The 21,037-nt window shown below is 36.0% G+C and carries 17 protein-coding genes and 1 pseudogene; 6 read left to right on the top strand and 12 right to left on the bottom strand.

The window, feature by feature from the left end; translation table 11 throughout:
• On the top strand, window positions 1–221 hold a 221-nt coding region (locus ACQKNC_RS22275), incomplete at its 5' end, for a hypothetical protein (protein ID WP_427426892.1).
• 159 nt (window positions 222–380) lie between these two features.
• Here ACQKNC_RS22275 and ACQKNC_RS22270 read toward each other — a convergent pair.
• The 3 genes from ACQKNC_RS22270 to ACQKNC_RS22260 form a co-directional block, all read right to left on the bottom strand.
• Complete coding sequence (locus ACQKNC_RS22270; RefSeq protein ID WP_427426893.1) at window positions 381–1,481, bottom strand: PepSY-associated TM helix domain-containing protein; 1,101 nt, start codon at window positions 1,479–1,481, stop codon at window positions 381–383.
• 643 nt (window positions 1,482–2,124) lie between these two features.
• Window positions 2,125–2,805, bottom strand: a complete 681-nt coding sequence (locus ACQKNC_RS22265; RefSeq protein WP_427426891.1) for a GNAT family N-acetyltransferase — start codon at window positions 2,803–2,805, stop codon at window positions 2,125–2,127.
• 12 nt (window positions 2,806–2,817) lie between these two features.
• On the bottom strand, window positions 2,818–3,930 hold the full coding sequence (locus tag ACQKNC_RS22260; RefSeq protein WP_427426890.1) for a mandelate racemase/muconate lactonizing enzyme family protein: 1,113 nt from the start codon (window positions 3,928–3,930) through the stop codon (window positions 2,818–2,820).
• A gap of 83 nt (window positions 3,931–4,013) precedes the next feature.
• Here ACQKNC_RS22260 and ACQKNC_RS22255 point away from each other — a divergent pair, with 83 nt between their 5' ends.
• Window positions 4,014–5,255, top strand: a complete 1,242-nt coding sequence (locus ACQKNC_RS22255) for a hypothetical protein (RefSeq protein WP_427426889.1) — start codon at window positions 4,014–4,016, stop codon at window positions 5,253–5,255.
• Window positions 5,256–5,352: 97 nt separating this feature from the next.
• On the opposite strand, the gene ACQKNC_RS22250 is transcribed toward ACQKNC_RS22255, so the two are convergent.
• The 5 genes and pseudogenes from ACQKNC_RS22250 to ACQKNC_RS22230 all read right to left on the bottom strand — a co-directional run bounded on the left by ACQKNC_RS22250 (window position 5,353) and on the right by ACQKNC_RS22230 (window position 10,446).
• Complete coding sequence (locus ACQKNC_RS22250) at window positions 5,353–6,849, bottom strand: amino acid permease (protein WP_427426888.1); 1,497 nt, start codon at window positions 6,847–6,849, stop codon at window positions 5,353–5,355.
• Window positions 6,850–7,429: 580 nt separating this feature from the next.
• Window positions 7,430–8,545: an amidohydrolase gene (locus tag ACQKNC_RS22245; protein ID WP_427426887.1), complete on the bottom strand. Its 1,116-nt coding sequence runs from the start codon at window positions 8,543–8,545 to the stop codon at window positions 7,430–7,432.
• Window positions 8,546–8,855: 310 nt separating this feature from the next.
• A complete protein-coding gene (locus ACQKNC_RS22240; protein ID WP_427426886.1) occupies window positions 8,856–8,999 on the bottom strand; it encodes a hypothetical protein in 144 nt (47 codons plus the stop codon).
• Between the two features lie 348 nt (window positions 9,000–9,347).
• A pseudogene (locus ACQKNC_RS22235) lies at window positions 9,348–9,761 on the bottom strand (TRAP transporter permease); the annotation flags it as partial.
• A gap of 133 nt (window positions 9,762–9,894) precedes the next feature.
• Window positions 9,895–10,446: a superoxide dismutase family protein gene (locus tag ACQKNC_RS22230; RefSeq protein WP_427426885.1), complete on the bottom strand. Its 552-nt coding sequence runs from the start codon at window positions 10,444–10,446 to the stop codon at window positions 9,895–9,897.
• Between the two features lie 258 nt (window positions 10,447–10,704).
• On the opposite strand from ACQKNC_RS22230, the gene ACQKNC_RS22225 reads away from it, so the two are divergent.
• A protein-coding gene (locus ACQKNC_RS22225) for an IS3 family transposase (protein WP_427426884.1) occupies window positions 10,705–12,035 on the top strand; the annotation gives its coding sequence in 2 pieces (ribosomal slippage) (window positions 10,705–11,089 and window positions 11,089–12,035; 1,332 coding nt in all).
• 62 nt (window positions 12,036–12,097) lie between these two features.
• Here ACQKNC_RS22225 and ACQKNC_RS22220 read toward each other — a convergent pair.
• Window positions 12,098–12,880 carry a 3D domain-containing protein gene (locus tag ACQKNC_RS22220; RefSeq protein ID WP_427426883.1) on the bottom strand — a complete coding sequence of 261 codons (783 nt, stop codon included), beginning with the start codon at window positions 12,878–12,880 and terminating at the stop codon, window positions 12,098–12,100.
• A 270-nt stretch (window positions 12,881–13,150) separates the two neighbouring features.
• On the opposite strand from ACQKNC_RS22220, the gene ACQKNC_RS22215 reads away from it, so the two are divergent.
• Together ACQKNC_RS22215 and ACQKNC_RS22210 are read left to right on the top strand one after the other, a co-directional pair.
• A complete protein-coding gene (locus ACQKNC_RS22215; RefSeq protein ID WP_427426882.1) occupies window positions 13,151–13,333 on the top strand; it encodes a polyribonucleotide nucleotidyltransferase in 183 nt (60 codons plus the stop codon).
• A gap of 61 nt (window positions 13,334–13,394) precedes the next feature.
• Complete coding sequence (locus ACQKNC_RS22210; protein WP_427426881.1) at window positions 13,395–14,522, top strand: response regulator; 1,128 nt, start codon at window positions 13,395–13,397, stop codon at window positions 14,520–14,522.
• Between the two features lie 225 nt (window positions 14,523–14,747).
• Here ACQKNC_RS22210 and ACQKNC_RS22205 read toward each other — a convergent pair whose 3' ends face one another.
• Window positions 14,748–15,770: a GGDEF domain-containing protein gene (locus tag ACQKNC_RS22205; protein WP_427426880.1), complete on the bottom strand. Its 1,023-nt coding sequence runs from the start codon at window positions 15,768–15,770 to the stop codon at window positions 14,748–14,750.
• Between the two features lie 415 nt (window positions 15,771–16,185).
• Between ACQKNC_RS22205 and ACQKNC_RS22200 the strand changes: the two genes are divergently transcribed.
• Window positions 16,186–19,230 (top strand): ATP-binding protein, encoded by a 3,045-nt coding sequence (locus ACQKNC_RS22200; protein ID WP_427426879.1) that lies wholly within the window; start codon window positions 16,186–16,188, stop codon window positions 19,228–19,230.
• Window positions 19,231–19,341: 111 nt separating this feature from the next.
• Here ACQKNC_RS22200 and ACQKNC_RS22195 read toward each other — a convergent pair whose 3' ends face one another.
• Both ACQKNC_RS22195 and ACQKNC_RS22190 read right to left on the bottom strand, forming a co-directional pair.
• Complete coding sequence (locus ACQKNC_RS22195) at window positions 19,342–19,782, bottom strand: hypothetical protein (RefSeq protein ID WP_427426878.1); 441 nt, start codon at window positions 19,780–19,782, stop codon at window positions 19,342–19,344.
• 368 nt (window positions 19,783–20,150) lie between these two features.
• Window positions 20,151–20,789 (bottom strand): YfbR-like 5'-deoxynucleotidase, encoded by a 639-nt coding sequence (locus ACQKNC_RS22190; RefSeq protein WP_427426877.1) that lies wholly within the window; start codon window positions 20,787–20,789, stop codon window positions 20,151–20,153.
• Window positions 20,790–21,037 lie beyond the last annotated feature (248 nt).

Below are 21,037 nucleotides of genomic sequence, written 5' to 3'. Positions count from 1 at the left end.
TGTTGCTGTCGCTTCGCTTTCGCACAGTTAAAACATTTGTTGCTGCCGCTGCGTTGCACTGCGCTTTCGCACAGAAAACATTTGTTGCTGCCGCTTCGCTTTCGCACAGAAACCATTTGTTGCTGTCGCTTCGCTTTCGCACAGAAACCATTTGTTGCTGCCGCTGCGTTGCACTGCGCTTTCGCACAGTTAAAACATTTGTTGCTGTCGCTTCGCTTTAACATATACCTGTTCCTGAAAACTTTGTTTTATCACTATATATTAGAGTGATATGCCAGAAAGTACATATGCAATGGTTGAGTGGAGACTGGCGACTCCTTGGGGGCTTCACAGATGGGACCATGGAGCGAGCGCCGTGAGTGAAGCTGCTCATCGGACGTTTATACCACAGCTCTCGAGTCGATTTTCTGTTTCCGTTTGTTCTTGTTCTTTTTCTTATACCACCACATATAGAAACCAGTGAACATCAATATAGATGGAGTAAGACCACCGATAGCATACAAAATTTTAGTAAATAAACCACCAAAACTACCGGTATGTAATGGAAGGTGCCATGTTTGATACATAAGTCCACTATCAACATGTGGATCTAACTTGCCCACTACTTTTCCGCTATACTGATCTAACCATACTTTTACATTTCCATTCCCTGGATCGAATGAATCGCTGAGACGAAATTCCACTGCTCCTTCTAGAGTTCCTCCTTCCGCCTTTTTGGGCATTCTAACTTGCATAAGTGTCCCCTGAGGCACTGATTTTTCAGCCCTACTTATCAATTCATCAAGTGGAAGCTTACCACTTGGAAGGGCTTCTGAGATAAGCTGCTCTTCAGGAGGCATTACTTTTGCTTTTGCACCAAACCAGCCAAAAATCATTTCATCATACGCAAAAAGTGCTCCTGTTAACGAAACAACCAATAAAAACGGAATGGAAACTCCACCAATGACTTTATGTAGATCATATTTCCGCACATAAGGATTGGCATTACGTCTTAAAATAAACCCACGTGTCCATTTTTTAATGCCCGGCCACCATAAATATATTCCTGATAATGTTATGAAAAAGAAAATAAATCCAATCACACCGATGATTTTCTCACCATTGAAATCTTTTAACAGCAGCTTTTCGTGAAACTCCGTTATTAGATTAAATAATGCTTTATCCCCTAATGTTCCGTTTATGTGGCCTGTTCCCGGATCGACAAATATTTTTTGTTGTTCTTCTCCTTCTTTAAGGCGGAATAGGTAAACTCCTCGAGCGTCAGGTTCACTTGGAGTGTATACACGGTCAATTTGACCTTTTGGATGTGATTCTGATACAACCTCCAAAGCTTGCTGGTATGTAACTTTTTTTCCTTCTGTTACTTTATACAAATTAGGATGTAGCATGCTGTTTAGTTCAGGTTCAAAGACTAGCAAACTTCCTGTTAAACCAATCAGTACTATAAAAACTCCTGCTAGCATACTAAGCCATAAATGAATTTTTGAGATGATTCTACGCGTTTTAATAGAAATGCCTTCTTTCTAAAAGTAGTATGAAATTTTGAATGCAGTCAACACTATATCGAGAATGATTATCATTGTCAATAAAATTAATGAAAATTCTTTATATTTATCATCATTTAGTTATAAATATTCAAATAACCAATTAGTAAATTAGTAGTAGTAAATCATTTCATTTGGGATATTGACCTTTCTAACTCTGGTGAGCCATCTCTATCTAATCGATTAAGTAAAATGTCATATGCTTATGAGGGATTATCATACACGTAATGATGTTTGAATCATATTGTAAAAATGTGTGAGGATATAGCTAGGAATGCTAGAGAAGACTATGCAGCGAAGTAAGCATACAAAGGGTAAAGTGCCAATGTTTGAACTTGAATCTATTAACACTCTAACTACAGGCAGTTAGTAGTGATGCGAGCGGCTCATTGCCCCCCCCTAGGAAGCTTTGCTCTGTGCGAAAGCGAAGCGGCAGCGATAAAAGCGCCCAGCCGGAACGGAAATCAACCATTCGCTTTGCCGAGGAGCCTTATTTTCCATAATAGACATCTTATTTTTGACAACAACACAAAAGCCTTACCTCTCACAATAAGTAAAAGGTAAGGCTTTTTGCTGTTATTTACTTTTCATAAACGACGAACCAATCATCTTGATCTTCATACATAGAAGTACCTGTATAGCCCTGCTTTAAAAGCTGTTGCTGACCTACTGTATCATTCATTGATATCGTCTTCTTTTCTATATAGGTTGTTAGCTCTTGTCGCAAGTCTTTATAGAAAACATATCGTAGCTTGTCTACATACTTAATCTTTAATCCCTTTACGACTAGTCCTTGAGAAAATTTATCTTTTAAGCTAGGGATATTATATGGCTTTACTGTTGAACATACATAATCATATTTTTCTAAATCTATGTGTCCCATGACAACTTGAGCTAATGTTTTTTGTAATCCAAAGCCACGATATGTTGGTGAGACATTCGATATTTCTTGATATAAAACTTTATGAAATTCATCCTCGGCTATCCCACAATCGTAGCCAAGGTGTTCGTCATCAACAGGTGGATTTAATAGTGCGCGAAAGGCAATTAACTCATCCTCTACGTAAGCTCCTATCATCATGCCATTGCCTCTTAAAATATAGTCAAATTCCTCAGTGCTTAATGGTTGTAATATACTTTGGTCGGCTAATGATTCATAAACCTCAAGCTGTAATTGTTCAATTTCTTGCAAATGCTGAAGACTTAATGTTGTAACAAAAAACGGCGTTTCCCCTAGCATACCTTCATAAATCTTTTCCATTTCGCCGCCTCCTTAGGCTGTTACAATTGTTGAGAACTTACATATTTCTTTTAGGATCTCTTCGTCTACGTCTACACCTAATCCTGGTTTTTCGTTTAAACAGATAAATGGCACATCATAGTGTAAGTTTCCGACATCCTTAGAGAATTTTAATGGGCCTGTTAATTCTACACTTGTCATTATTTTTTTAGAGAATGCTACATGGAAGCCAGCTGCTGAACCAACTGATGATTCGACCATAGAACCGATTTGACATTCAATGCCTGCCATTTCAGCCATAACTGCTAGTTTCATAGCAGGATAAATTCCACCGCATTTCATTAATTTAATATTGACTTTATCTGCAGCACGCTTTGCGATAATTTCACGCATTTCACGTACACCGCGAAGTCCTTCGTCAATCATTAATGATACGTCTGATTTTGACTTCACTTCTACCATTCCATCAATATCTTCACTATCTACCGGCTGCTCTAGCCAATCGATATTCAGATCCTTTAATGCACGTAAACCTTGTAATGTAGTTGACGCCTTGCCCCATCCTTGATTTACATCTACACGAATCGCGATGTCTTCACCAACACGTTCACGTACCGCTTTGATACGAGCAACATCACGAGCTACCTCTGTTCCTACCTTCATTTTAAATGATCGATAGCCCATCTCTACACGGCTAGCTGCTTCTTCTGCCATCGCCTCCGGTGTTCCAATGCTCAGTACATGTGTAATCGGGAATTTCTCATGATAACGTCCACCTAGTAGTTGGTACACTGGAACCTGTAATGCTTTACCTGCAATATCGAAACAAGCAATGTCAATCGCTGCTTTCGCTGCTGGCACATCCTTCACAATTTTGTTCAATATATCGTGAAGTTTTTCAAAGGCCATTGGATTTTCTCCAATGATTGCAGGGGCAAGCTGATTCTTTAATACAGCATACGTGCTCTCCCACGTCTCCCCTGTTACGTGCTCATCTGGTACTGCTTCACCATAGCCTACAATACCTGTGTCTGTCGTAACCTTCAAAATAATAGAAGGCATCGTATCATATGTAGCATAACTGATGATAAATGGATCAATAAGTGGTAAATGAATTGCAAAAATCTCTACTTGTTGGATTTTCATTTTTATCAGTCTCCTGTATAATGTAGTTGTCGCTAATACGTCGCTAATTGTTAAAAAATATAGAAGAAAAGGAACGTTGCCCTATGTCTACTAAAATAGCGGTTATTTGCTCTAAAGCATTTATGAAGCGTATAAATAGTATCGCACAAAACATAGAGAATATTCAAATAGATTTTTATCTGTACAATCAACCTACAGAGGCACCCGTTTTGTTAAAGGAAATTAAGCCATGTGATGCACTTTTATTCGGAGGGGCATTGCCCTATTTACATGCCCAATCTGTACTATCAGAACTGCCAATACCTTGGAATTATATAAAACAAGATGAGACAGCAATTTCCACAACTTTGTTATCACTTATAGCCAATCATGCAGTACCTTTAAATAGAATTTCCATTGATGTTATGAATCCAGCTATTGTAGAAAATGTACTAACAGAAATAGAGTATTGTGGTCCAAAACCATATATTCAGCCCATTTCTATCACTAAATCTACTCAATCTATATTGCAGCATCATATAGCTTTATGGGAAGCTAACAGCGTTGACTTTGTCGTAACAAGTATTCATAGTGTATTTGATGAATTGCAAGCCCTTCAAATACCTGCAATGCGCATGTTAGATGCAACTAACTCCATTGTTCAATGCTTAGAGGAGACGAAATCCCAATCACTTCTTACAAAATCCGAATCTGTAAAAGCGGTTGTCGGACTATTAGAAGCTCCTGAAAATAAACCAATAGACTATAACATGTTAACGCAAATCACAGCAGCTACACATGCAACTTATAAAGAAATTTCACCATACTCTTTTGAGCTATATACGACAGCTGGACAGTTGCAAAAGGCACTCGAAAAAGAGAATTTACAGAACTTATTACAACAAACCGATAAGCCATTTAAGCTAGCCTTTGGTTATGGTCATTCAATTTTTGAGGCTAATCAAAATGCCAAGAATGCCTTAACATTTACTAAACCTTTCGAGATTTATATACTAGACGAACATAAAAATTTGCTAGGTCCATTCCCTAAATCAGAAATAAGACTAGCTTTAAAAACTGATGATCCCTACGTTTTACAAATGGCAAAGAAAACAGGCTTAAGTCCATTAAATATTTCCAAGATCATTCATTTTAGCCGAGAGCGACAATCAGCGCAATTTACCTCCCATAATCTTTCTGAATACTTACAGGTTACACGCCGCACAACAGAACGTATTATAAAAAAATTGGTGGATAACGGTTATGCTAAAGTTGTTGGTGAAGAAATGACTCATCAACAAGGTCGCCCACGTACAATATATGAATTGAACTTTGCTATTTATTAAAAAAATCTCGCAGATACTTTTGGCATCTGCGAGACTACGGGTTAACTATAGTAACAATGTAACTCCTGTTTTTATATCTTTTCAATGATAGTGGATATTATTTCAAATTTTTATTTTCAAATTCAAAATTAACATCCTTAAGGTTAACAACTTTTGTTTTTTTAATGATTTTATAGCCAAACCATAAACTAAGGAAGAATGGAATTCCTAAATACGCTGCTACAACACTACCCCAATCTATTTCTTCAGCCATAAACGCTTGGAAATTTTGTGCAATAATTACAATTAGTCCACATGCTATTGCAAAAATCGGTCCAATCGGAAACCATTTTGCCCTATAAGGCAAATCGTCCAACGAATACCCTTGTGCAATAAAAGCTTTACGGAAACGATAGTGACTGACAGAGATCCCTAACCAGAAAATGAACCCTGTTATACCTATTGCATTCATTAACCACATATAAACTACCCCATCCCCGAAAAAGGAAGCTAAAAAAGCAAGCATACCGACTGCACATGTTAATATCATACCCGCAACTGGAACACCACGTTTATTCAACTTTCCAAAAATTCTTGGAGCCTGACCTTCTTTAGCCATAGAGTATAGCATACGTGTTGAAGCATACAAACTTGAATTCCCTGCTGATAAAACTGCTGATAAAATAACAGCATTCATCAATGAAGCAGCAAATGCAAATCCAGCTTTTTCAAATACCATGGTAAATGGACTGACCATTACATTTTCACTTTGTAAATTTGGGTTTGTATACGGTATGATAAGCCCAATAATTAAAATTGCAAATATATAAAAAAGAAGAATTCTCCAAAAAACACTTTTAATAGCTGTAGGTACATTTTTCGCTGGATTCTCGCTTTCTCCAGCAGCTACCCCAACAATTTCTGTACCTTGGAATGAAAACCCTGCTGCAATAAAGACAATAAAAACACCTAAAGTTCCACCTGAAAAAGGTGCATCATCTACAGTGAAATTTTTGAATCCTACTGCTTCCCCACCCATTATACCGAAAATCATTAGTAAGCCGACTATAATAAAAATTACAATTGCACTTACTTTAACTAATGACAGCCAATATTCTCCTTCACCATATCCTTTAACAGATAGAAAATTTAATAGGAAAATAATAGCTAAAAATGAACCGCTCCATAATATAGATGAGCTGTCTGGAAACCAAAATTTCATAATCATTGTAGAAGCAGATAACTCAGCTGCAATCGTCATTGCCCAATTAAACCAGTAGGTCCAACCAATTGCAAATCCAAAAGCTGGATCAACAAATTTTGTACCATAAGTACTAAATGCACCACTTGTAGGCATAAATGCTGCTAGTTCTCCTAAACTTGTCATCACAAAGAAAATCATAGCTCCAACTAAAGTATATGCTAGTAATGCACCGCCTGGACCTGCGGTACTAATTGCTGCACCGCTACTAAGGAACAATCCTGTACCAATTGCTCCACCAATCGATATCATTGTTAAATGTCGAGCTTTTAAACCCTTTTTTAAATTTTCTTCTCCTAGTATAATAATGGGCGAATCTTCATGTGATATACTATTTTCTTTTTTTAAGACCATTTTTTTATCCTTTCTAAAAACACTTAATGTTGCCAATTTAAAGAAAACTAAATCTAGTTTTTCTTTACCTAGCTGTTGTTATATATCAAAATTAAATGTTCTTGTTAAAATAATAATGTCAAAATCTCTTTTTAATAAACCCTTGCGATAACAGCATAATTGTTACTAAGAACCATGCTGGAGAAATTAATTTTAAGCCTTAATAAATCATTATTGCTACGACTCTATCATAGATCCATGCTCTGATAGTTAATCCTACTAAAACAATAGATATAATTATTAATTTTAGAAGTGCCCAACTAGCATAATTTCCTTTTTACAGTTCCATCCCCTTTTTTGCACCTATCCCCTTTTCAACTTTCCTACGACGCAAATATTTTTATATGTTTTTTAGCATAATATTCGAAAAATTAAAAGTCAACGCAAAAATTTTATGCTTCTCGAGCGATTTCGACTATTTTTGCGCATAAAAACGCTTTCAAATAGCTATTAGGGACAATGCAAAATATTCATATATTTCTATAAAAAAATAAAAAAAGAACTATATCAAAGAAATTTTGACATAGCTCTCTCGCGATCCTTATTCGTATTCAGGTTTTTTCTCTAACACACAAGCAAGTACTTTCGCAGCATCAATTAATGCACTTCGTTCAAAAGTCATTTTCGGATGATGTAATCCTGGAGTTAAATTAGCTCCAATACCAACCATCGTTGCTTTTAATTCAGGTTTTTTAACTGTGTAAAAATGGAAATCATCACTTCCAGGTGTTGTGATTTCCTCAGCCAGATGCGCTTCCCCAAGCGTTTCAATAATCGCGTCTTTAGCCATACATGCGGCAATTGAAGAAACCTCAGCACCAGGTGTGAAATCTAACCATTTCCAGTCCATATCAATTTCAAACTGCTGTTGGATTGATGTTAAGCCAAACTCAATACGACTACGAAGTAATTCTAGTTGGCTATTACGTTGCGCTCGAATATCCATAGAGAAGCTCGCAGTACCTGGAATAATATTTGTACTACCACCATCTGCAACAATCTTCGTTAACTTTGCAGAATGAGGCTCGAAAGGTGATAAATGTATGCTATTGAGCATTTGTTGTACGGCCATAATAACATCGATTGCATTTTGCCCTTGATGAGGTCTAGCTCCATGAGCATCAGTACCTCGTATTGTTCCTTCTAAAAAATAAGCCGCACCATGATGGATAGCAGGTGATACCTTGCCAAGCGGTAGCTCTTCAATTGGTCTTAAATGAACACCAAATAAATGTGATACACCATCAACAGCCCCGCGCTCAAAGGCTGCACAAGCTCCATTCCCAAGTTCTTCAGCAGGTTGGAAAATAAATCTAACACGATGTTGCAATGGTCGATCTCTCAGCAGTAATAAAGCGCCAAGAACCATCGTTATATTTGCATCATGCCCACATGAATGGTTAGCTTGCCACTTCCCATCCACTTCTTGCCACAAAGCATCTATATCTGCACGTACAGCAACAATCTCATCACCTGTACCAATTTCAGCAATTAAGCCCGGAACGTCCCCTAACAAACGATAGGATACATTTAACTCATCTAAAATCGACGCAATCTTTTTAGTAGTTTCAAATTCCTTCCAACTTACCTCTGGGTATTTATGAAAATGATCAAACCATTGGTAAATTGTTTCTTCTAAGATTACAGCATTTGACATAACTACACCTCTATACGCATTTTTGTTTCCCATTATACAGGAAACTATTTCTTAAAAGTACATATGGATTTAGACCTATATAGGAATTTATTAAGGAAATTAAAAATTAAAAAGAAGGAGACAATGAGCATAATATGGGGTTGATTTCCGTTCCAACTGGACGCTTTCTTAGGGTCGCCCAGTCTCCACTCCAATCAACTTATATATGGCGTACATTTTAATAAATATCACTTTAAATTATTTTGTATAAGAAAATAAAGGACTGTGTTAAAAGATATCACTACCTTTAGCACAGTCCATCAAATATTTATTATAAACTTGTAAAAAAACCTTCTGGAAATTCTTCATAATGTACCATCGTTAGTTGCTCCTCATTTTTTTCCTCTTCGATATTAAACTCAATTTCCTGATCCATTAAATATGTTTCAAATTTTGAATTCGCCAACTTTTTCATCTAATCACCTCGCCGTTCAATTTGATTGAATTTTCTGATAAAAGAATTATACTATGGCCTTTGTAAAAAAAGCAATAAACAATGCTCATTATGCATAAAAAATATAAAAACGATCTACTTTTTAGATTAAATTTCGAGGTTAATAAGAAAAAGAGATGTATCAAATTATGATACATCTCCCTTCATGGTTAGACTTATAAACCAAGCGATCGGTACATGGACGCCGTAAATTGCGCGTGTTTTCATCGCCTCATAGACATTACAAGGCATGCACTTACTAACTCAGAAAATGAGCAGATTCTTATTATTTTAATATTATGTCGGCCCTAAGCCCTTTTCACTTCTTACCTAAGCTGTAACACTTGATTTACTTTTTTTATCGTCATCTCCGTTACCTTTATGCTGCGTTACATATTGAATAACAAACATAACAATAAAGATTGCTAACCCTGCCCAATCCGAGAATTTTTCTGGATAGATCAGAAGTAAACCAGCTGCAATAGCAATAATGCGTTCAAACCAAAGCATTTTGCGATACCAGTAACCTATTACTCCTGCACCTATAGCTACCATTCCTGTAATGGCCGTGAATACTACCCATATAATTTCAGGTATAGTTGTATCAATCATTAGCAATGCCGGTGAAAATACAATCATGTACGGAATAATAAACGCTGCAATAGCAAGCTTCGCTGAGTTTACACCTGTTTTTATCGGATCTCCACCAGATATTCCCGAAGCCGCAATAGCAGCAAGTGCAACTAGATAACATTCTTTTTAACACATAATCTCCCCACTTGTTAGTAATGAACCAAAATGATTGTCGATTTTTACCCTCAAAACAAAAATACTGTATCTAAAGTGATTTACTTCAGATACAGCCGATTCGTTTTCCTTATTGAACAATGCCACAAGCAATTCTAGCACCAGAATTACCAGAAGGATCTGTTTTATAATCGTCCTCTGATTCATGAATGATTAATGTAGTGCCTCCATCACGTAACAATGAGTTGGCAGCATCTTTTTCTAAAGTTAGCCCTTCAGCTAAAAAATTCAGATCCACTTTTCCATCTTCTCCAACTTCTAAATTCGGAAGATCTCCTAAATGATATCCCTTAGGATTTAGATTCCCATGCTCTTTATGTGTTGGATTAAAATGCGGACCTGCTGATTCGAACGTTGGTGGTTCACACTTCCCAACGGAGTGAATATGAATGCCGTGTTTTCCGGCTGGCAATCCCGAAAGTGCGAGTGTCACTTTAACCCCATTATCCTCTTCCTCAAAATAGGCATTGCCATAACTTTCATTATTTTTACCAATTACTTTCGCGGTTGCTGTTGGTCCTGAACTTGCGTTAACAGCCACTTTTTGCTCCTTCTTTTCAAAGAAACTACAACCACCAACAAATACTAATAAAGAAATAATTATTAAGCTCATTTTTTTCATAAAAATACCTCCTCTATATCTGATGGTTGCCAACAAACCTTCCAGTTATGCAATTTCAATGAGAATTTTGCGGATTATCGGCTAAGAAGTAGATTTTGTAGACTTGGCTTTTGGTAGCCGTTGACACTTAAAAGGAATGAAAAATAAAAGGATATCTCTAATTTTAATATGTACCCTATAAGATAGACACTTTCAAAAAGGTCATCTTATAGGGTATTTTGTTTATAATGAAGAAAAAAACGAGCGGTGGTAAACAATATGACTAAAAATTTACTTTCGAAACAACAACAGGCACAATTAAATTTAAATCCATACGTCAAAACAGTAAGCACGAAAGCCATTACTTATACAGATGAATTTAAAGAATTTTTTATTGATGAATACGATAAAGGAAAATATCCAAGTGAAATTTTTCTTGAGGCGGGTTTTGACATTGAAGCTCTTGGTCCAGCACGTATTCGGAGAGCTTCGAATCGTTGGCGTACTGCTTATAAAGAGCATGGGCTAACAGGTTTAGAAGATGCAAGAAAACATCATTCAGGTCGTCCGTTAGAACGGGAATTAAGTTTAGAAGAAAAATATGAACGCTTAGAAGCGAAGATGAAATTATTAGAAGCTGAAAACGAACTTTTAAAAAAGCTAGATCAGCTCGAAAGGCAGATGATGAGAAAGAAATCCAAATAACTACAACCCAAAAGTTCGAGCTCATCTACCAAATCATAGAGAAGTATCAACTAAAGCGTCTTGTTCGTTATCTTTGTGAAATCACAGGTGTTTCACGTTCCGGTTATTATCGCTATTTTAGTGAGGAAGCCATCCAAAGTCGCCAAAAACAGAATGAAGCAGATGAAGGTATGAAAGAAATTATTTTAAAGGCGTATCACTTCCGAGGTTATAAGAAAGGTGCACGTCAAATTAAAATGACCTTAGAAAACCAATATAAGATTACGTACAACTTAAAACGAATTCGTCGCATTATGAAGAAATTTAATATTATCTGCCCCATTCGAAAAGCGAATCCAGCACGTCGTATGGCAAAAGCAACGAAGGAACATCGCACATGCCCTAACAATTTACACCGCAACTTCAAGCAAGGTGTGGCAGGAAAAGTATTACTAACCGACATCACATATTTAACATATAGAGGCGGTAAACGTGCTTATTTATCAACGATAAAAGACGCCGAAACAAATGAAATTTTAGCTTATGAAGTTTCTTCTTCATTGAGTATAGAAATTGCGCTCAATACGTTACATAAATTGAAGAAGCATCGCCATTTAAGGGAAGATGCCTTTATCCATTCGGATCAAGGTTTCCACTATACTAATCCAAAATTCCGAGCCTTAGTGAAGAAAATTGGCTTAGGACAGTCCATGTCACGTCGAGGAAACTGTTGGGATAATGCGCCACAAGAATCATTCTTTGGGCATTTTAAAGATGAAACAACTATTAGAGCATGTGAAACGTTAGAAGAAGTAAAGAAAGAGATTAAGAGCTATATGATTTACTACAATCATTATCGAGGGCAATGGAATTTAAAAAAACTGCCGCCTGCAAAATACAGACAGCAGCTTCAAAAAGTTGCCTAACCTTTTTTAAAATGTCCTTTACAAAGGGTACATATTATTTACGAGATACCCTCTTAATAACATTAATTTAAAATTTTTACAGTTACATGTTTGACGCCCCACTGTCGAGCTTGTCCCTCGGTAGGAATAAATACATCAATTTTATTACCTTTTATCGCTCCGCCAGTATCTGCTGCGATTGCTTCACCATAACCTTCAACCCAAACCCTAGAACCCAGAGGAATTACACGTGGATCTACAGCAATTACCTTTAAGTTTGGATTAGATCTTATATCTGTTCCATTCGCTGTAATCCCCGAACATCCTGCACAATACGCTGTATAGGCTGTTGCTCGCATTGTTAATGTTTTACCTGCATTTGCCGGAGCACTCATTGAGTTTGTGCTTGATGTCGCTACTTTCTTTTTACTTGATGTCGTTGCTACCTTTTTAGTTTTGTTTTCAAAAGTTTTAGGTTTTGCCGCTGATGCTTTGATAGCTAATGTTTCCCCCACATAAATTACATCAGATGGGAGATTATTCCATTCTTTTAATTCTTCCACTGACACACCATTTACACGTGCAATTGTAAATAATGTATCACCAGCCTCAACAAAGTGTTGGTCTTTCTTTGAATTATCATTTTTCATTTCGACTTCATTTAAATTTTGCTCTGGATAAAACCATTTCGCGTCTGGGTCGATCATTGGCTCATAATCTCCTAAAGATAAATTGTAAATTTTCGAGATTCCCCACAATGCGTCGTATGGCTTAAAAGCGAGTTTCTCCTTTGCAGATGACGTACTGGTAAATAGACTTAATCCCAAGGTCAATGTTACAGCTAAAGCTAAAGCTTGTTTTTTCATATTTTGTAACCTCCATATTTTATTATTTTGCAGTCTGCTGCTAGCACACTAGAGTTAGACTCTTTTATGCAAGCTAATGCAATTAATAACTCAGGACAACGGACCTGATAGTACGAATTATTTCTATAAAAACGGAAAAATATACAATATCAAATATATTTTTGGAAAATTGAACAATTTTGAGGGAAAACATTAGAACTCTATTTGCAATTTTTATATGTTGGAATATCAGTGTTTTTATCCGATAATATGGTAAAGGAGGAATGCAAGGTGGAAATTAATACAATAATGTCTTCTCAGATTATGGAGCTACAACAAACTGTACAAATGAGTGTTATGCAAAATGCGCTCAATCTAAATACTGTAGCTGCTGTCGAATTATTAAAAGATCTACCACAGCAACAAGTAGCTTCACATCCGTATAAAGGGGCAGTCATTGATATTTCAATTTAACCTGTTTCACTTTTATTTTTTATATTTCCGGTTAATTAAAATTTGAAAGTTGGTGCCCTTTTTGATTCGAGTAATAGTAATGGATGATGAGCCATTAGCTCTTATAAACATGGAGAAAAAGTTAAAGGAATTTAGTTCAATAGAGGTCATTAAATCCTTTACAACTGCAAAAGATTTACTTACAGAGGGGCCAAGCTTGGATTTTCAAGTAGCATTTTTAGATGTTGAAATGCCTGGCTTGAACGGTTTAGAGATTGCACGGCTATTAAAAGAATGGAACAAAAATATTTTCATCGTATTTGTCACTGCGTATCGGGACTATGCTGTCCAAGCATTTGAAATTCACTCCATTGACTATTTATTAAAGCCTATTTCAAAAGCTCGTCTAGAGACAACTATTAATAGAATCCAAGAACTCCTCCTCCTAGAAAATAAATCGACTCCTATACAAATACGAAACAAACCCGCGCTTACGATACAATGCTTTAGAGGATTCGTTGTTTTACACAATAACAAAGCCATCCATTGGAGAACGCTTAAAACAAAAGAATTATTTGCTTTTCTTTTTTCCAATCTCAATAATCATGTACCTCGTGATACAATTATCGATGCTTTATGGGCAGATACAGAATTTAAAAAGGCAAGAGTACAGTTACATACAACCGTTTCCTATCTACGTACTACTCTTTCAACATTGGGCTATTTAGAAGTCATACAGTATGCAAATGGTTGCTATATTTTGCAACTAGAGGATTTTCAATGTGATGCTCATGACTTAGAGCATATTTTAAATGGTAAAACAGAGACAGGTAAGCTGGATATAGAGAAAGCTGAGGCATTAATACAAGACTATCAAGGTGAGTATATGGCCGCATTAGATTATCCATGGATTACTAGTAAAGCAAATTTAACGAACAACAAATTTACACTTTTACTTCATGATTTAATAGAGCATTATACAGAAATACATGATGTAAAAAAACGAGAAGAAATATTACTTTTAACGATAGAACATAATCCATATTCCGATAAAATCATCCAACAACTTATGAAACACTATATAGAAGTAGATAATCGAGCAAGTGCAGTAAGGGTTTACAATACCTTTAAAGGTACTTTGATGACGGATCTCGGTATTTTACCAGAGCAAGAAACAACTGAGCTATTTAATGCTATATCAGTTGAATAATTGTAATCTATAAAAGGCATCAAGAAGATAACTCTCGATGCCTTTAGCTTGCCCACAAAAGAATATATATAAATAATGTGTATCCATAAACAAAGGTTGATTTTCACTCCGAGTTGGCGCTTTCCGCGGGTTTGGCTTCACTCTCCTTGAAAATCAACAACTCTTCATCATTAGTGTGGGTAGACAAGCTGACCAAAAGAGTATTTTTTTAGTTTGGCTGATAATTCATTTAATCATTTTTTCAGACAATTCTCCGACGACGCAGATACAGTTCCTTCCTGACTGCTTCGCCTTATATAATGCCTGATCTGCTATTATAATGATCTGATTAGCTGTCTTAATATTTGCTGTTAATGCTGTAATGCCGGCGGACATTGTAACTGGCCTTCCACATACAGTATCTAACATGGCCTGCTTAATGCGTAAATTCTCCGCTAATTCTAAAGCCACATCTATTGTCGCGGATGGCAATATAACCATAAACTCTTCCCCACCATATCGAAAACACATTCCATGTTTCTCAATTCTCTCCTGCATATGACTTGCGAAAGCTTTTAAAACTTCATCCCCTACAGTATGTCCATATGTATCGTTTATACTTTTAAAATCATCTAAATCTATTAATACTATTGCATGTGGTACTTTATTGATGATTAACTCATGTAAAATTTGATCCATCCTTCTACGGTTAGGAATTCCTGTTAAGGAGTCTATATTCAGTTGATTAGTTAAATCAAATATTTTGCTTTCTGAACTAATGACCATGTTTTGCACTACTTTTTTTAACGACTGCGCTTCGTAATACCAGCCATTAATTTCTTCAAGCTTCTGCATTTCTTCTCTCTCCACGCTAGTAGAAAGCTTTTTTAAAGGCCGTACAATTTTGAAAGCAAGCCATACAGCTAATACAAGTACTGTGACTACCCATAATAGTAAAGGAACGATTATACTTTTTATGAATGCGCTAAATGAAATTATTTTTTCATCAAGTAACTTATCAACCACTTGCACCATATAAGGTTCAATCGACTTATTTTGATTTGGTTCCCTCAGTTTTTCTTGTACGTAGCTCTCCGTGATTACCGAAACTTCCTTCACATAATGTTCTTGCATAGCAATTTTATTTTGCATGAGAATGTCGTTAAAATTTCGATAGCTACTCCAAATACTAACACTAAAAGTCGCTAGTATAACAATTACCGTCATACTAACAATAACAAACGATAACTTTAACTTGAATTTACCCACAATAGATCATTTCTCCCATTGAGATTTTATTCCATCATCATACGTCATACCTCTTAAAAAAAACTTAAAAACTAATGGAAGTTTACAAAAATATGTATTAGACTGCATTTTCCACTCTATGCTTTGATACTTTGATACCAAGAGTATTTTATTAATCGATCAGATGAGTTGATTATGAAATATAGATTTATTATTAATCGGATAAAAGGATTTTTTTGTCGATATATATCTTTCTGATTAGTCTGAAAGTATTATTTTTAAAAATTTCCTATTTCCATTTTCTAAATTTCATGGCATGGTAAATATAGTTCTTTTAACTTCTTTCAGCAAAATGTTTCCTGTAGCGAAAGCAAAACGTCAGCTACAATTATGCCGAGGCATAATTGATTACAAGAAGAAAATTTTGGAGGTTCTTATGTCACTGTTGAAAAAAGCGACTATACGACATTTTCTTTTCATTATTTTAATTTTTATAGTTCTTACGTCACTCCGTTTACTATGGCTAGCATACTTTCTACCTTCAGGTGATCAACCGATTGCCCAGAAAGGTATATTTGATATACGGGATCAACAGCTATCCGATGAAGAAGTTCTTAACTTAGATGGTGAATGGCTCTACTATCCCGAATTATTAATAGATCCCTTAAACGTTGACAATAACAAGTCACCTCAATCATTTGATCAAACTACACGGACTATTCCCATGCGAGATTCAGAGGCAACAACACAAAGATATGGTACATACCGTTTAAAAATCTTACTCAATCACAATGCTCCCAAAGATCATCGTTATGCCGTTCGGATTCCTGCAGTGCCAACCGCTTCAGCATTATATATTAACGGAAAGTTGGTTGAACAGTCAGGAAAAGTAGCTACTAATTCACGTAGTCATAAAGGTCAAGCCGCTCCTTATACTCTTTACTTTACAAATGAGCAGCCTGAAATTGATTTAATTTTACATGTATCTAATTTTGATACATTAGTAAGTCCTACCATAAAAAAAAGAATTTTATTGGGCTCTGCTGCAGCTATGGAACATCACCAAATGATTAATGATTTATCTCTTGCTACAATTTCAATAACGCTCATATTGTTTGCACTTTTTAGCACTCTTGTGTTTTTGTTTATACATCCAAAACCAGTTGTTTTACTGTTCACAGTTGGCTTTCTTTTGCCTTTAGTAGATGAATTAATTTCATACGACCAATCTATACTCACTTGGTTACATCTCGATTATGTATGGTCATTTAAGCTTTCTACTATCATTTATCTCGGGTCTTCTTTTTTCTTTGTTCAATTTATGCGTGTTTTACTAGTCAAATATCATAATGCTAAATACTTTCAGTTGCTCTTTGCTTTCTATGCCCTTTCAGCATTTTTGACTGTCGTCTTACCGATTGATTGGTTATCCGTAATAAATCCTTTTTATTTTATACTTTATGTCGTTTCATTTTTATTTGTAGCAGTACTCGCTTTAAGAGAGTATCTTGAAAATCAAAAACAGAGCACTGCTTTTATTGCATTGACGGCCCTTGGTACAATGAATGGCATCATATGGGCATATATCAAATCCATCTATGATTTTAATATACCGTTGTATCCATTCGATTATTTATTTGTCTTACTCGGTTTTTCAGGTTATTGGTTTAAACGATTTTATGAAAATCAAGCACAAATTAATCAATTGATTGCTAAATTACAAAAAGACGATGCACTGAAAGATGAATTTTTATCCAGCAGTTCACAAAAGCTATGGGATCCCATGAATAAAATGGTTACGTTAGGACAGTCCATTTATGATAATCCAAACAACAAGCTTTTGGCTGAAGACAAACAAAACCTAAAGCATCTAATTGATATCGGGAGAAGCATGTCCTTTACATTAAATGACATACTAGACTTTACTCGTTTAAAGGAAGGTAATTTACATCTCCATAAAAAGAACGTTAGCATCCAAAGTATAGTTTATGGTGTTTTTGATATGTTACGCTTTATAACAAATGGTAAACAGATTCAAATGAATTCAACGATTCCTAGGTCATTTCCTAATGTAGTGGCCGATGAAAATCGATTGATTCAAATTCTTTTTAATCTCCTACACAATGCCATTAAATATACGAGTGCAGGATCGATAAAAATCAGTGCCTATCTAGAAAATAACATGGCAGTTATCCATATTCGTGACACTGGGTTAGGAATGGATGATGCTATCCAAAGTCGTTTATTTTCCCCTTACGAACAAGGAAATGACAATAATGATGGAATCGGTCTCGGGTTATTAATTTCAAAGAAGCTTATCGAATTACATGGAGGGACTTTGCAAATACATTCTATTCCTAACAAAGGATCGGATGTCTATTTCACCTTACCATTAGCAGAGGATAACGTTAATGAGGAGCCATCTTATATAGAGGAAGAGGATTTGCATATTTCTATTGAAGAAAATAATTCATCACCGACAATGGAAAAACAATTTAAAATTTTAATGGTCGATGATGATCCTGTAAACTTAACAATTATGCGTAGTTTATTTGCCGCAACAGAATATGCTGTTACTACGGTTAATAGCAGTGAAAAGGCATTAGAAGTCCTACAGCAAGATGATTGGGATTTAATCATTATTGATGCGATGTTACCTTATATGTCTGGCTATGCATTAACGGAAATTATTCGAGAACACTACTCATTGCTTGAATTACCTGTCTTAATACTAACAGCTCGTAATTATTCCGAGGATGTCTTTGCTGGTTTCACCCATGGTGCAAATGATTATGTTACGAAGCCTATTAATTCTTTAGAGTTAAAGGTTAGGAGCAGAGCCTTAATCGATTTAAAATATAGCATCAATCAACGTCTACATTTGGAAACAGCTTGGCTTCAGGCCCAAATACAGCCACATTTTTTATTTAATACATTAAATTCGATTGCTTCACTTAGTACGATCGATACAGATCGAATGATTGACTTAATGCATCATTTTGGTGAGTATCTGCATGCAAGCTTTGATGTGCGCAATTTACAGCGAGTAGTACCACTTAAGGATGAGTTAGAGCTAGTACGCTCATATCTCTATATTAATCAGCAGCGTTTTGGGGACTTACTAAACATTGAATGGGATATAGATGACAATATAAATATTGATATCCCCCCTATCTCCTTACAAACCTTAGTCGAAAATGCAATTCGTCATGGTGTATTGAAACAGGAAGAAGGCGGTACAGTTTGTATCCGGATAAAAGATTTTCCGAATCATGTTGCAGTAAGTGTTATAGATGATGGTGTTGGGATTGATCCAAGTATATTAGATGAACTACAATCCGGTAGCAATTCACCAAACACTGGTGTAGGTCTACGTAATACGGATTTACGTCTTAAAAGGATTTACGGACAGAGGTTACAAATTATTAGCACACTAAATGAAGGGACAAATGCCACCTTCCATATTCCAAAAAATAGATAAATTACTACGCACCATTAACAAGAGCCATCACCTTCTCAATTGAGTTGGTGGTGGCTCTTTTTTATAACGGCACAACATTCACAAAACTTAAGGTATGAATTTTTTTATTCTTTACCAAAGCACAGGCTTTGCTACCATTAGCCATAGCATGATAAGCAATAATAAAATGTACATCCATGCTTTGCGATGTAGTAATGAAGCAAATTTTTGCTGATCATAGGCAGGCGTATTAAATGTCTGTAAAGTCGGTTTGAACGCTCTTGCTAAGAATACAATGGAGGCAAGCATCACGAGAAATGTAAGAACAATCCACGAGGTACTCCAATGATAGCCCGCATGCCACATTAATAAAATACCAGATGCAACAAGAACATGCCCTGAATGCTTGACGATCGTAATTGCTCCTTTAAAAGCCTCAATATATGGTGACATTTCAACATGAGACGCTGTACGCATTTTCTTAACAATTGTTAAAACAACGAACAAAGGCCCAATCGAAAGAATAGCACTTAAAATATGTATGTAAAGAAGAAGTGTATAAATTGAAACCATGGTGCATACTCCCCTTTTAACTTTTTTCAGCAGATGTTTTTTGTAGCGAAAGCAAAACGTCAGCTACAAATGTCTCCCTCCTCTATAGGTGGTGAGATGAATGCGGGTTTAAGTTACTTTTTCAGTGGTGTTCAAATACCCGCTGAAAGAAGTTAAAGCCTCCGGCGGATGTCACAGAATCGGAAAGGAGTTCACATAGGATGTTAGCCTAAAATCATCGCATCCATGCGATAACGGCTAACTGACCTACATCACGCAGGCCAAGGCACAAAGCCGATTCCGGACGCAATTATGCCAAGGTGTAATTGATGAAAATAAAAAAAGCCTTCCGTGAGTTAATTCGTTCGGAAAACTTGTACATGCACCTATTAATTTGATGTTAATACTTCATTGGTCAAAGCTTGAATATCAATATGTGTTTTTTCCTTCACAGCGTCCTTCAGAATCTCAGTACGGAAATAGTGAACTGAATCTTCAAGAGGAATAGTTAAAATCTTGGAAAGAGCTGATTGATACATATGCACAAATTCTTTATCTGTGTTTCCGCGTTTTAACTCAGCGAAGGCTTCATAAAATTGGTCTAGCTTATCAGCAAATTCAAGTAGGCGACCTTCTATAGTGTTGTCCTTACCTTCTTTCATGCGTTCAAAGAATACAGCCTGAAACTCTTGTGGGATCTCATCAATAATAAATTTCTCCATCATTTTTTCTTCAACATGTGCAAGCATTTGTTTAAGCTCTGGGCTCGCATGCTTTACTGGAGTTTTAATATCGCCGATAAACACTTCGGCAAAATCGTGATTGATGGTTTTTTCATATAATGATTTCCAATTAACCGTAGCTCCATTCATTTCCTCAAGTGTAGCAAAAAACATCGCATACTGTGATACCTTCCATGAATGAGCAGCCACATTGTGCTCTTCAAATTTGAAACGCCCAGGGCAACGAATAATACGCTCTAAGTCATTAAGACTTGTAAAAAATTGATGAATACCTATAAAAATCACTCCTTTTTGTTCTATAAGTGCATGTTACTATAATCCATACCCTCTTTGTGCAGATTTCAAACAATTTTACAATGATTCAATTTGCGTTTACAAAGGATTCACAATTGACGATAAAGCATGCCTTGTTGAATGCTATAATGAGGGGGAATGAATCAATTATGCCTCGGCATAATTGCGTCCGGAATCGGCTTTGTGCTTAGGCCTGCGTGATGCAGGTCAGTTAGCCGTTATCGCATGGATGCGATGAT

The organism is Lysinibacillus sp. NPDC094177, assembly GCF_050279145.1.
In the GTDB taxonomy this organism is placed as follows: domain Bacteria; phylum Bacillota; class Bacilli; order Bacillales_A; family Planococcaceae; genus Lysinibacillus.
This window is presented reverse-complemented; position numbering and strand designations above follow the sequence as displayed.

What these genes read in the sequence shown, in the direction of transcription:
- ACQKNC_RS22195 (WP_427426878.1), bottom strand. Translation starts at nt 19,782, where the DNA reads ATGGTTTCAATTTATACACTTCTTCTTTACATACATATTTTAAGTGCT.
- ACQKNC_RS22230 (WP_427426885.1), bottom strand. Translation starts at nt 10,446, where the DNA reads ATGAAAAAAATGAGCTTAATAATTATTTCTTTATTAGTATTTGTTGGT.
- ACQKNC_RS22240 (WP_427426886.1), bottom strand. Translation starts at nt 8,999, where the DNA reads ATGAAAAAGTTGGCGAATTCAAAATTTGAAACATATTTAATGGATCAG.
- ACQKNC_RS22220 (WP_427426883.1), bottom strand. Translation starts at nt 12,880, where the DNA reads ATGAAAAAACAAGCTTTAGCTTTAGCTGTAACATTGACCTTGGGATTA.
- ACQKNC_RS22265 (WP_427426891.1), bottom strand. Translation starts at nt 2,805, where the DNA reads ATGGAAAAGATTTATGAAGGTATGCTAGGGGAAACGCCGTTTTTTGTT.
- ACQKNC_RS22260 (WP_427426890.1), bottom strand. Translation starts at nt 3,930, where the DNA reads ATGAAAATCCAACAAGTAGAGATTTTTGCAATTCATTTACCACTTATT.
- ACQKNC_RS22250 (WP_427426888.1), bottom strand. Translation starts at nt 6,849, where the DNA reads ATGGTCTTAAAAAAAGAAAATAGTATATCACATGAAGATTCGCCCATT.
- ACQKNC_RS22245 (WP_427426887.1), bottom strand. Translation starts at nt 8,545, where the DNA reads ATGTCAAATGCTGTAATCTTAGAAGAAACAATTTACCAATGGTTTGAT.
- ACQKNC_RS22255 (WP_427426889.1), top strand. Translation starts at nt 4,014, where the DNA reads ATGTCTACTAAAATAGCGGTTATTTGCTCTAAAGCATTTATGAAGCGT.
- ACQKNC_RS22200 (WP_427426879.1), top strand. Translation starts at nt 16,186, where the DNA reads ATGTCACTGTTGAAAAAAGCGACTATACGACATTTTCTTTTCATTATT.